Below are 12403 nucleotides of genomic sequence, written 5' to 3' on the forward strand. Positions count from 1 at the left end.
CCGCACGAAGGACATCATGCCCACCGACGCAACAATCGAAGCGACCACCGACGTGGCTGCGGATGCCGGATCGGGTCGCCGTCGCGCCGCGCTCATCATCAATCCCATCAAGGCCACCACGTCCGACGTGCAGGGGGCGGTGGAGCGCATCTCCGCCGAGGACGGCTGGGACGCGCCCCTCGTGATCGAGACCACGGCGGACGACCCCGGGCACGGGCAGGCCCGCGAGGCCCTCGAGGCCGGGGTGGACCTCGTGATCGCGGCCGGTGGCGACGGTACCGTCCGGTGCGTCGCCGAGGAGCTCGCCGGCAGCGGGACCATGATGGCCCTCGTTCCGCTGGGCACGGGCAACCTCCTGGCCCGCAACCTCGACATCGCCGTCGACGATCCGGATGCCGCCGTCGAGGCCGCGTTCCGGGGGACCGAGCGGTCCATCGACGTCGTGCACGTGACCGTGGATCGTGCGCAGGACGCCCACGTGTTCCTGGTCATGGCGGGCATCGGCTACGACGCCGCGATCATGTCCGACACCAGGGACGACCTGAAGGACAAGGTGGGCTGGCTCGCCTACGTGGATGCCGGGATCAGGAACCTCCCGGGCCGGCCGGCGCGGACCACCATCTCCGTGGACGGTGGCAGGCCCTTCGAGCGCCGCCTGCGCAGCGTGATGGGCGGCAACTGCGGAAAGATCATGGGGGGCCTGGAGATCTTCCCCGGCGCCAAGATCGACGACGGGCTGATGGACCTCATGACCGTGGCGCCGAAGGGCAAGCTGGGCTGGCTGGCGGTCGCGGGCAAGCTCTTCGCGCGTGGGAAGGGCAGGAGCAAGGACCCCTCGCTCGAGTACTTCCAGTGCCGGACCGCCGAGGTCACGCTGCGCGAGCCCCTCGAGGTGCAGCTCGACGGCGACCCCCTTGGGAAGGCGACGCACATGGCCTTCGAGATGAAGCCCAATTCGCTCCGCCTCCGGATGCCCCTGGGCTACAAGGATCCCGCGATCGTCAGCGATCCGCTGCCCTAGGGTTGCGGGCAGGCCCGGTCCATCGGCCTGTCTACCCGTCCGGAGGCCCGTCCGCCTGTCCGTCTGCAGACGCTGGAGGTCGGCCGTCGGTCACAGCCAGGGTTGCGGGTCGACCTTCTCGTCATTGACCAGGACCTCGAAGTGGAGGTGGCACCCGGTGGAGTTCCCCGTGGTGCCGACGGCTCCGAGGAGGTCGCCGCGCGCCACGGTCGTGCCAGCGGGCACCTCGAGCACGCTCAGGTGGTTGTAGGTGGTCTTCAGGCCGTCACCGTGGTCGATCACGATGCGCAGGCCGCCGCCATAGGCATGCTCGCCGGAGTCGACGACGGTGCCGGCATCGGCGGCCATGACCGGGGTCCCGCACCCGCTCGCGTAGTCGAGGCCGGTGTGCAGTTCGGGTCCGTATCCGCCCAGGGGGTTGACGCGGTATCCGAAGGGGGAAGCGACGACAGGGCTGTCCACGGGGACGCCGAACGCCTTGCGCTCCTGGGCTGCGGGAGTCAGGGACGCGGAGAGGGCCCGTGCACTGGCGATACTCGGCGCGATGCCCTCCGCGGCCTGTCCGGCGCTCTCGAGCCGGAAGGTCACCGACGCCCCGGCGGGCGCCGTGACGGCCGGTGCGACACCCGAGGCGAGGGCTGTGCCGGGGGTTGCGGCGGTCGGGGCGGTGGCGGCCGACGGCGCCACTGCCCCCATGACCAGCCCTGCCGAGGCGAGCACGATCCCTGCCGTCGCGGCGTTGTCGCGCAGCCGGGAGAACGACGCCGGCCGAGGTGCGTGCGGGCGGAGCGAGCGCCGCGGGCCCGAGCGCAGGCCCGGATGCAGGTCCTCCCTCAACTCCGGATGCAGATCCGCATGCGCGACGGGCACGGAACGGCGGGCACTGCGCCGTGTCGGCAGGACTGCTGCGGCGTCCCGGGCCGCTGCCTGCTGCTCGCGGAGCCCGCGTCGGGTCGTGGGCTCCGGGGCAGCGGGTGCGGTCGTCGGAAGGGCGGGTGCAGCGACGGACGGGACGGGCGGAAGGGCCTCACCGGCGACCGGGACCCGGAGCGAGCGGCGGCTGGGCGGGCCGGGATGAGCGGGGCGGTGGGAAACCGGGTGCTGCTGCGCTCGATCGTCGGACGCGCGGCGGCGCCCGGACGTAACCGTCTGGGTCAACTGCTTACCTCTCTCGGACGCCCGCGAAGTCGGCTGCCGGAATCGAGCAGGAGTCGGCTCGACCTCCACGCGGTCCGGATCGCGGAGGAGCCGCAGACGGGACCGTACAGAGGAGCAGTGCGGAAGGGCTTCACCCCCAGGCGGCTCGAGCCGCGTCGGACGTGGATCCTCCACCCCTGTCACACAGTGTTCAGGCGGTCCGCTGACAGGGTCGGGCGTGCGGACCTGGATTCCGTGGAACCAGCTTTGACTGCTCAAACCCTAGGCCACGGGGTCCGAAGTTACAATTCCGTTATCCTGCCTGTGGATCATCCGTGTCATACTGCGTTCCGTCACCGGGTTCCTGCGCGAAGACGCTGAAGAACCTGCGCCTTCCGGCTTGGCCGGCGCCTCAGGCGAGCTCTGCGCGGCCCTTGCGCCAGTACCCCATGAAAGCGACCTGCTTCCGGTCCACCCCGACGTCGCGCACGAGGTACCGCCGCAGGCCACGGACGACGGCGGCTTCCCCTGCGATCCACGCGTAGAAGGGCTGGGTGCCGGCAGGGCGCCCGGAACCGACGGTCGACTGCACGATGGCCGCCTCCATCCGCTGCGGCGTCTCCCACAGGATCGTCCGGTCGATGTCGACCTCCTCGGGCTCGCTTCCTCCCCGCGCACCGGCGGGACCGGCGAGCGACACCCAACCCGGCACCCGGACGGCGTCCCGGACTGCGGCCTCCAGCTGCTCGCCATGCGGCCGGTCCCCACGCGCCAGCCAGGTGATGGCCACGGAGGACTTCGTGGAGATGGCCTGGACGTCCTGCAGGTCCGGCACTTCGAGGAAGGCGGACCCGCTGATGTCCTCAGGCAGGGCCTCGAGGATCGCGCTGATGGCGGGCACCGCCGTCTCGTCACCGGCGAGGAGGACGTGCTGGGCGAGGCCCGGGCTCCACTCGATGCCGCCGTAGGCACCCGCCGTCGCGCACTGCGCCGCCGAGGAATTGGGCCCGATGATGCAGACCCGGTCACCGGACCGGGCCGCCGCGGCCCACTCCGAGGCCGGGCCGCCCCGGCCGTCGTCGTCGAGGTGCATCACGAAGTCGACGTCGATCTCCGGGTGCGGACCGCCGCAGCGCACGTTCCGCACCGTGTAGGTGCGCATGGAACCACGCTCCTCCGCCTCCAGGCCCAGCCACAGCTGGTACCAGTTCGCCGAGTCCCCGCGCTTCATCATGCCTGCGATGTCCGGGCAGTCACGGCCCTTCGAGGGGATGACGATCTTGATCCGGAGGTCGAGGGTGTCCCCTGCCACCCCGAACGCCTCGAGGCATGCCCCACCGAACGTGATGCGGCGGAAGGTGGCACCGAGGTCCTGCACGGCGGTGACGACGACGTCGAACGCGAGCACCATGGGCTCGGTGTCGGCGACGGTCCGCAGTGCGTTCCGATGGGTCACTTGGGTCATGATGCTGCCTCCACGGGGGCGGGAACGGCGTCCTGCGGGTTGGGTCGGTACCCCGTGGCCTGCTGCCGGCCGGCGGGGGGAGTCTGGGGACGGGCGGGTGCCGGAGGGCTGTGGTGCCTGCCCACCGGGATCACCATCGGCGTGCCGGAGACCGGGTCCTCGATGATCCGGCACTCCAGGTCGAAGACGCCCGAGACGGTCTCCTGGGTGACGACGGCAGCGGGAGGCCCGGCTGCCACGATCCGTCCGTCCCGCATCGCGATGAGGTGGTCCGCGTAGCGTGCGGCGAGGTTCAGGTCGTGCAGCACCATGACGACGGTGGTGCCGGACCGCCGGTTCAGGTCCGTGATGAGGTCCAGCACCTCCACCTGGTGCGTCACGTCGAGGAAGGTGGTGGGCTCGTCGAGCAGCAGGATGCCCGTCTGTTGCGCGAGGGCCATCGCGATCCACACACGCTGTCGCTGCCCACCGCTGAGCTCATCCACGTTGCGGTCGGCGAGGGCCAGCGTGTCGGTGGCCTCCAGCGCGTCCGCCACCGCCTCGTCGTCCTCGGGAGTCCACTGGCGGAACCAGCCCTGGTGCGGGTAGCGGCCGCGCCCCACGAGGTCGGCGACGCTGATACCGTCCGGTGCCACAGGGGTCTGGGGCAGTAGTCCGAGGACTCGGGCGACGGCCTTCGTGGACTGGGCGGAGATGTCAGACCCGTTGAGCACGACCGCGCCCCCGACCGGCTTGAGGAGACGGGCGAGTCCGCGCAGCAGGGTGGACTTGCCGCAGGCGTTGGCCCCGACGATCACCGTCACCCGCCCGGCCGGGAGCGTGAGGGAGAGCCCGTCGACCACGGTGCGCTGGTCGTAGGCGAGGGTCAGCCCTTCGGCGGACAGGGTGTCCCCCGACGTGGGTTCCTGACGTGCAGCCATGCTCAGCCTCCCTGGCCTGATCGGTTCGCCGTGGCCAGCAGCCACAGCAGGAACGGGGCACCGAGCGCGCCGGTCACGACGCCGACGGGCAGTGACGCCCCGGGGATGAGGTTCGCGGCGATGAAATCGGCCCCGAGGACGATTCCTGCCCCCACCAGGGCCGCCATGACCAGCGAGGGCCGGTTCCCGAGCAGCCTGCGCGCGATCGGTCCGGACAGGAAGGCCACGGACGCGACGGGCCCTGCGGCCGCGGTGGCCACGGCCGCGAGGGCGACGGCGGTGGACATGAGTCCCAGCCGTGAGGCCTCGACCCGGAGCCCGAGGCCTGCTGCGGCGTCGTCGCCCAGGACGAGGCCCTGCAGGCTGCGCGAGAGGACCGCCGCGGCCGGCAGCAGGACCACGAGGGCGGCGACCAGGACGGCCGCACGGTCCCAGTTGCTCGAGTTGAGCGAGCCGTTGAGCCACAGCAGCGCTTCCGATGCCGTCCGGAGGTCGGTGCGGGTGATCAGGAAGTTGACCAGCGCGTGCAGGACGGCCGCGAAGCCGATGCCGACGAGGATGAGGCGGTATCCCGCTACTCCCCCCCGGCGCGAGATCAGGTAAATCGCCGCGGCGACGACCATCGCGCCGACCAGCGCGGAGAGGGACACGGCGGCGCCGGCGGCGCCGAAGAGGACGATCGCCGTGACCGCCGAGGCACTCGCTCCGTAACTGATCCCGATGATGTCGGGGCTCGCGAGGGGGTTCCTGAGCATGGTCTGGAACACGGCTCCGGCGAGTCCGAAGCACACACCGACCAGGACCCCGATCACCGAGCGGGGAAGCTTGTTCTCCATCACGATGAAGCTGGCACCCGGGATGTCGGCACCCCCGAGGATCCGGAAGACGTCGGGGATGGTCACCGTGTAGGAACCGAGCAGGACGTTCACGGCGAACAGGACGAGGACGACCGCCCCGACCGCGGCCAGGCGGAGCCCGCTGCTGCGCCGGCGACGGGCACGGACGAGGGCCAGCCCTGCGGCAGGGGGTGCCGGGGCGGGCGGCGGGGGGACCTGCGAGGAGTCGAGCGTCGTGCTCACAGGTGGGCCATCCTGCGGCGGCGCACGAGCCAGATGAAGAAGGGGGCGCCGACGACCGCGGTCATGATACCTACCTGCACTTCTCCGGGCGGCAGGATGACCCGGCCGATGAGGTCGGCGCCGAGCAGCAGGACCGGGCCGAGGAGAGCGGAGAACGACAGGATCCAGCGGTAGTCGGCCCCGACGACGAGGCGTACGACGTGCGGGATCACGAGGCCCACGAAGGCGATGGGGCCGGCGGCGGCGGTGGCGGCCCCGCACAGGATCACGACGCCCAGCGCCGTGATGCCCCGCGCGAGGTTCACGTTCTGCCCGAGTCCGCGCGCCACGTCGTCGCCCAGCGCGAGGCCGTTGAGGACCTTGCCCGTGGCCAGCGTCATCACGAGGCCCACCAGCAGGAACGGGGCGACCGTGCCGATCACGTCCCAGCCCCGGCCGGACAGCGTGCCGACCTGCCAGAAGCGGAAGGCGTCGAGGGTCTCCTGGCTGGAGACGAGGACCGCATTCGTGAGGCTGGCGAGGCCGGCGGCCAGTGCCGCGCCGGCGAGCGCGAGCTTGACCGGCGTCGCGCCCTCCCGTCCGAGGCTGGCGACGGCGTAGACCGCGAGGGCTGCGGCGCCCGCACCGGCGAAGGCGCACCAGATGTACCCGGAGGCGGTGGTGAGGTCGAAGAGATGGATCCCGACGACGACGGCCAGTGACGCTCCGGCATTGATGCCGAGGATCCCCGGATCGGCCAGCGGATTCCGCGCGATCCCCTGCAGGGCTGCCCCGGCCGTTGCCAGGGCCGCTCCGACGAGCAGGCCGATGACGGTGCGCGGGACACGGGAGAGCACGACCGCGTGGTCGCCGTCGGCGGGATCGAAGGCCAGGACGGCGTCGATCATGGTGCCGGGACCGATCGAGCGGGCCCCGATGGTGAGGGAGGCGACGCAGAAGGCGAGGAGGACCAGCGCGGTGAGGATCAGCTGCGCGGCGGTGCGGGGAACCGAGGACCGCCGCCGGGCCGACAGGGGCCGAGCGCCGGTCGAGGGGCGCGAGGCGGCGGCCTGGACTGCCATGGTGCTCCCCTCAGACGGTCGATGAGTCTGAAGTAAGGCTAGCCTATGCTGCTGACGATTAAGAAACGAGTTTGTTCGCTAATTGGGACGGCCGCTGCGGCGGACGCAGGCGGCCCCGCCTGCGTCCACCCCCACTACTCGGGGGTCGGCGGGGTGCCGTCGCCGAAGGGCCGTCCACCCAGGGATGCGCGTCCGTGGTCCGTGGTCCATCCCGCGAGGTCGGGACCTTTGGGGACGATCCCGGTGGGGTTGATGTCCTCGTGCACGATGTAGTAGTGCTGCTTGATCTGCTCGAAGTCGATCGTGTCGCCGAAGCCCGGCGTCTGGAACAGATCGCGGGCGTAGCCCCACAGCGCGGGCATCTCCGTCAGCTTGTTCCGGTTGCACTTGAAGTGGCCGTGGTAGACCGGGTCGAACCGGACGAGCGTGGTGAACAGGCGGACGTCGGCCTCCGTGATGGTGTCCCCCACGAGGAACCGCTGGGTGGTGAGCCGTTCCTCGAGCCAGTCCAGAGCCGTGAACAGCCGGTCGTAGGCGGCGTCGTAGGCCTCCTGCGATCCCGCGAAGCCGCAGCGGTAGACGCCGTTGTTGACCTCCGTGAAGACCCGCTTGTTGACGGTGTCGATCTCCTCCCGGAGCGCCTCCGGATACAGGTCCGGAGCACCCTCGCGGTGGAATTCCGTCCATTCGCCGGAGAAGTCCAGGGTGATCTGGGGGAAGTTGTTGGTCACGACCGCGCCGGTGGTCGTGTCCACGATCGCCGGAACCGTGATGCCGCGCGCGTAGTCCGGATCGCGCTTGAAGAAGGCTTCCTGCAGCCGCTCGATACCGAGGACCGGGTCGCGGCCGCCGGGATCGAGGTCGAAGGTCCAGGACCGGCTGTCGTGGGTGGGGCCCGGGGTGCCGAGGGAGATCGCGTCCTCCAGCCCGAGGAGACGGCGCACGATGATGGTGCGGTTGGCCCACGGACAGGCGCGGGCCGCGATCAGGCGGTAGCGCCCGGCCTCGACGGGATAGCCGTCCGCACCGTCCCGTGTGATCCGCGTCTCGATGTACTGCGTGTCCCGCGTGAACTCCTGGCCGTCGGTCACGTAGGACCCCTTGGTGCTGTGCCCTGACGTGTCGGCCTGCTGGGTATCGGTCATGCAGCCAGTCTAGGACCGCGGACATGCAGGAGGCCCGGCCGTTGACACGTCCGGGCCTCCTGGTGCAGGGTGCGGTCGGCCTACCGGCGGGCTGACTCCCGCTCGTACTTCTCGCGGAGCTCGCGACCCTCGTTGACGAGCTTGCGGTACTTCTCGCGCTTCTTGTCGGCAGCCTTGGTGTCGCGGGGCGGCAGCTGGATGCCGTCCTCCGCCTCGATGCCGCCCTGCAGTTCCCTGCCGCGTTCCATCTCGGCGTCGAACTCGACACCGAACAGGAGCGAGAGGTTCGCCAGCCAGATCCAGAGGAGCAGGACGATCACGCCGGCGATGGCGCCGTAGGTCTTGTCGTAGCTGCCGAAGTTGGCCACGTAGAGGGAGAACGCCGCGGTGGTGATGGCGAGGACGATCAGGGCGATGAACCCGCCGAGACTCATCCACCGGAACTTGGGCTGCTTGACGTTCGGCGAGCCGTAGTAGAGGACGGCGATCATGAGGACCGCGAAGAACACGACGACGGGCCACTTGGCGATGTTCCAGATGGTCAGTGCGGTGCCACCGAGTCCGATCGTGTTCCCGACGGCCTCGGCGACGGGCCCGGAGAGCACGAGCATGAGGCCCATGACGACGATCAGGACGAGGACGACGACGGTGACGAGGAGCATCTGCGGGCGCAGCTTGAAGAAGCCCCGGCCCTCCTCGACCTCGTAGACGCGGTTCATCGCCCGGGAGAAGGCGTTCACATAGCCCGATGCCGACCAGATGGCGCCGAGGAGGCCGATCACGAAGGTCAGTCCGGCCGCCTGGTTGGAGGCGAGGTCCTCGATCGTGGGCCTGATGGTCTCCAGGGTGTCCGGCGGCGCGAACTGGCCGACGATCTCCAGGACCTGGTTGGTGGTGTTCTGGGCCTGTCCGAACAGCCCGAGGAGGGACAGCAGGGCGAGGATCCCGGGGAAGATCGCGAGGACCGCGTAGTAGGTCAGCGCCGCGGCCAGATCGGTGCACTGGTCCTTGCCGAACTCGTTGAGCGACCGCTTGAACACGTACTTCCAGGCGGGCTTCCCGACATCCTTCGGATCATCCGGCTTCCGGGGATCGTTCGGATCGGGCGCGGTCTGCGCCTTCTGCGAGGCGTCACTCTTCGGCTCACTGCCGACCTTGCTGTTACTGCTCACGGATACCTCCCGCTATGGCCCTGGAAAGGGCGTCGTGCGCCCTTGCGGCTGTACGTCTCCTTCAACTGCACCATAAGCTTGCTTAGTAGTCCAGTTCGGATCAGCGCCCTCCCCCGTCCCCACAACCAGCAGGCCAAGGAGTAGAACCATGCGCATAGCAGTCATCGGTGCCACCGGGAACGTGGGCACCGCGGTCCTCTCCCGCCTCCACCGGGCAGCGCGGGACCGCGAGGCCATCGAGCGGTCCGGCTACGACACCTCGGGGGACACGGGCGGCATCACCATCACCGGGATCGCCCGCACCATCCCGGACACGACGCAGGCCCCCTACGACGGCGTCGACTGGCATGCGATCGACATCGGGACCGACGAGGGCAGGGAGGCCCTGGTGCTCGCGCTCGCGGGAGTGGACGCCGTCGTGCACCTCGCTTGGGCCATCCAGCCGAATCACGACGAACCCGCCATGCGACGGACCAACGTCACCGGGACGGCCAACGCCCTCCACGCAGCCGCCACCGCCGGTGTGCGGCAGTTCGTCTGCGCGTCCTCCGTCGCGGCCTACTCGCGTGCCGGCAAGGACACCCGCAGGGGCGAGGCATGGCCGACCGACGGCGTCCGGTCCTCCCAGTACAGCCGCCAGAAGGCCGAGCAGGAACGCCTGCTGGATGCGTTCGTGCAGGCCTACCCGGAGATCGCGGTGGCCCGCCTCCGGCCGGCCCTGATCTTCCAGAGCGGAGCGGGCAGCGAGGTGGGCCGCTATTTCCTCGGCGCGCTCGTCCCGAAGGTCCTCCTGGGCGTCCCGCTTCCCGTGCTGCCCGTCCCGGCAGCCTTCATCTTCCAGGCCGTGCACGCGGAGGACGTCGCCGACGCGTACTGGCGGGTGCTGGCGCGACGCGCTTCCGGCGCGTTCAACATCGCCGCGGAGCCCGAACTCACCCCCGCGCGCCTCGCCGACCTGCTCGAGGCGCGTCGCGTGATCGGATTCCCGGTGCGCGTGCTGCGCTGGATCGTCGGCGCGAGCTGGTGGCTCCGCATCCAGCGCACCGATCCGGGGTGGATCGATCTGGCGGCGCAGAGCCCGGTCATGGACACGGCCCGGGCGAGGAGCGAATTGGGCTGGGAACCGCGCCACTCGTCCCGCGACGCGATGGCCGAGGTGCTGGCGGGGATGCGCCACGGCGACGGGCACGCAGGATCTCCCAAGCTGTACCCGAGGTCGAAGAACTGAGCCAGCAGCGCGAGGGCTACTGCGCCGGGATCCTCGGAGCATCGTCCGCGGCGACCAGTGGGATACCCCGGGGGAGCTGATCGGGCGCGCCGGGCAGACTGACGGTGAACTCGGCGCCGCCGTGCTCGACGTTGCGGACGCTGATGCCGCCTCCGTGGCTCTCGGCGATACGGCGGCAGATGGCGAGCCCGAGTCCGGTCCCGGTGGCCTGGCCCAGCCCGTTCTCGGAGCGGTGGAACTCCTCGAAGACGCGCTGGAGATCCCCTTCGGGGATGCCGATACCGTTGTCCCGGACGTGCACGAGGGTCCTCCCCGCGGTGTCGACGGTCGTCTCCACCACCACCTCGCCGGTTCCGTCGGTGCGCCCGTACTTCACGGCGTTGCCCACGAGGTTCTCCATCAGCTGCAGGAAGAGCCGCTCGTCGGCGTAGACGGGATGCGGCGCACGCACCTCGAACCGCATGGCGGGGAGCTGCGTGCCCGGGAGGGCGGTGCGCAGGTCCACGATGCCCTCCATCACGCGGGGGACGTCGATGCGGGTCGCCGTGAGCCTCTCCTCCTTGGCCAGGCTGTAGGCGAGGAGATTCCGGATCAGGGTCCGCATCCGCAGGCTCGCGTGCTGGAGGCGCCCGATGCTGGCCTGCCGCTCGGCGGCGGGCAGGTCCGGATCCTCGAGCAGCTCGAGCCAGCCGTCGAAGACGGTCAGCGGGGTCAGGAGGTCGTGCGCCACGACCGAGGCGAAGCGCCCGAGGTCCCGCTGGTGGACACGCTCGTCGGTCACGTTGCGCGTCACCACCACGGCCCCCCGTTCGCCGGGAAGCGGCATGGCGTCGACCGAGAGGTGCATCACCTCGCCGGACCGGTGGGTGAGGTTCAGGTCCATCCGCTCGGTGACCGTGCCCTCCAGCGCCAGGGTCAGGGGATTGTCGGCCTCGGCCAACGGCTGCCCTTCCGGCGTCGTCACCTCGTAGTCGCGCTTCCACACCTCGCCGGGCCGTGCCGTGCCGTGCCCCAGCCAGCGCTCGCTCGTCGCGTTCTGGAAGATCAGTCGGCGGTCCGGTCCCGCGACGAGGACACCGTCGTTCATCCTGCCGATCACGAGGTCGCGGAGGTCCGCCGCTGCCTTCGCCTCCTCGTTGGCCCGGTACAGGCGGGCGATGAGACGGCGCCGCTCGTCCATGCTGAGTGCCAGGACGGCGGACAGGGAGAACGCGATGAACATGAACGACTGGGCGACATAGGCGGCGACGCCGGGGCCCAGGTCCTGGAACGGGCCGCGGCCCGCGAGGGTGAAGAGGACGAGGAACGCGCCGCTGGCGAGGCCGTGCAGCATGGCCCATCCCGCGCGCAGCCGCAGGCCGGCCCACATGTGCGCCGGGATGGTGGTGTAGGCGATCGGCAGCGCGGGGCCGGCTCCGAACGTGAGCACGTAGAGCACCAAGGAGACGACCGTGAGGAGTGCGTACTCGGCGCGCCGCGCCGCTGTCAGCGGCGGAGTGACCTCCCCGCGCGCGCGGGCCGTGACGCTCGAGGCGACCGCGATGCCCAGTGCTCCGAGGGCCGTCAGGGACACCGCGTGCCGGACCAGCCAGGGGATGAACGCCGAGAACGGGTCCGCCCCGCCCTCCAGTGCGACGCCGGCGACGATGAACAGCGCGCCGAGGGAACAGGAGACGAGCGCGACGCCCCCGAGCCGCAGGTAGTCACCGACGGTCCGTACGTCGAGGCCGGGAACCAGTCCGCGGAAGAGGCGGACGGCCAGGGCCGTCTGGGCGAGGCTCCCGAGCGCTACCGACAGGGCGAGGGTGGGGCTGAGTCCCGTGGCGAGGTTGACGACGGTCAGGATGGGAACACTGGCGACGAGCGCGACGGCGAGGTCCCGCCGGGTCCGTGAACCCCAGAGCGCCCACAGGAAGCTCGCCCCCGCCGCAGGCCAGACGAGGGCCAGGCCCGGCGCGTCGAGCATGGTGTGGCGGCCGGTCAGGGCCGCCGCCGCGAGCATCAGGGCGAACAGGACGTGGAGGGACGCCGGCGACAACGCTGCCAGCCTTCCTGAGACCCCCTGCATCCGCTCCTCGCCCATGCCACTACCTGTTCAGAAATGAGATCCGTGCTGCCGGATCGGACCAGAACCGGCGGGACGTGGCTGTGAGACGAGCCACTCCGGCACTCAGC

The 12403-nt window shown here is 70.7% G+C and carries 10 protein-coding genes; 2 read left to right on the forward strand and 8 right to left on the reverse strand.

Features of this window, described 5'->3' with window-relative positions; all coding sequences use genetic code 11:
- The first annotated feature begins 16 nt into the window (after nucleotides 1-16).
- On the forward strand, nucleotides 17-1021 hold the full coding sequence (locus ACX80L_RS03035) for a diacylglycerol/lipid kinase family protein (RefSeq protein ID WP_208739392.1): 1005 nt from the start codon (nucleotides 17-19) through the stop codon (nucleotides 1019-1021).
- Between the two features lie 90 nt (nucleotides 1022-1111).
- Here the strand turns inward: ACX80L_RS03035 and ACX80L_RS03040 are convergent, their stop codons facing one another.
- From ACX80L_RS03040 to ACX80L_RS03070, 7 genes are all read right to left on the reverse strand, one after another.
- Nucleotides 1112-2179, reverse strand: coding sequence for a M23 family metallopeptidase (locus ACX80L_RS03040; protein WP_459287577.1), 1068 nt, complete (start codon nucleotides 2177-2179; stop codon nucleotides 1112-1114).
- A 391-nt stretch (nucleotides 2180-2570) separates the two neighbouring features.
- Nucleotides 2571-3623 carry a siderophore-interacting protein gene (locus ACX80L_RS03045; protein WP_459287579.1) on the reverse strand — a complete coding sequence of 351 codons (1053 nt, stop codon included), beginning with the start codon at nucleotides 3621-3623 and terminating at the stop codon, nucleotides 2571-2573.
- Entirely contained in the window at nucleotides 3620-4543 is a 924-nt protein-coding gene (locus tag ACX80L_RS03050) for an ABC transporter ATP-binding protein (protein WP_459287581.1), read from the reverse strand. Before ACX80L_RS03050 ends, ACX80L_RS03045 begins: the two co-directional genes overlap by 4 nt.
- A 2-nt stretch (nucleotides 4544-4545) precedes the next feature.
- Nucleotides 4546-5556 carry a FecCD family ABC transporter permease gene (locus tag ACX80L_RS03055; RefSeq protein WP_459288078.1) on the reverse strand — a complete coding sequence of 337 codons (1011 nt, stop codon included), beginning with the start codon at nucleotides 5554-5556 and terminating at the stop codon, nucleotides 4546-4548.
- Between the two features lie 62 nt (nucleotides 5557-5618).
- Complete coding sequence (locus tag ACX80L_RS03060) at nucleotides 5619-6683, reverse strand: FecCD family ABC transporter permease (protein ID WP_459287583.1); 1065 nt, start codon at nucleotides 6681-6683, stop codon at nucleotides 5619-5621.
- 134 nt (nucleotides 6684-6817) lie between these two features.
- Complete coding sequence (locus ACX80L_RS03065; RefSeq protein ID WP_133081346.1) at nucleotides 6818-7828, reverse strand: glutathione S-transferase C-terminal domain-containing protein; 1011 nt, start codon at nucleotides 7826-7828, stop codon at nucleotides 6818-6820.
- 80 nt (nucleotides 7829-7908) lie between these two features.
- Nucleotides 7909-9000, reverse strand: coding sequence for a YhjD/YihY/BrkB family envelope integrity protein (locus ACX80L_RS03070; protein ID WP_133081347.1), 1092 nt, complete (start codon nucleotides 8998-9000; stop codon nucleotides 7909-7911).
- Nucleotides 9001-9148: 148 nt separating this feature from the next.
- Between ACX80L_RS03070 and ACX80L_RS03075 the strand changes: the two genes are divergently transcribed.
- Nucleotides 9149-10228 carry an NAD-dependent epimerase/dehydratase family protein gene (locus ACX80L_RS03075; protein ID WP_459287585.1) on the forward strand — a complete coding sequence of 360 codons (1080 nt, stop codon included), beginning with the start codon at nucleotides 9149-9151 and terminating at the stop codon, nucleotides 10226-10228.
- 16 nt (nucleotides 10229-10244) lie between these two features.
- Here ACX80L_RS03075 and ACX80L_RS03080 read toward each other — a convergent pair whose 3' ends face one another.
- Nucleotides 10245-12311 (reverse strand): sensor histidine kinase, encoded by a 2067-nt coding sequence (locus tag ACX80L_RS03080; protein ID WP_459287587.1) that lies wholly within the window; start codon nucleotides 12309-12311, stop codon nucleotides 10245-10247.
- Nucleotides 12312-12403 lie beyond the last annotated feature (92 nt).

It is taken from the genome of Arthrobacter sp. MDT1-48-3 (assembly GCF_054511015.1).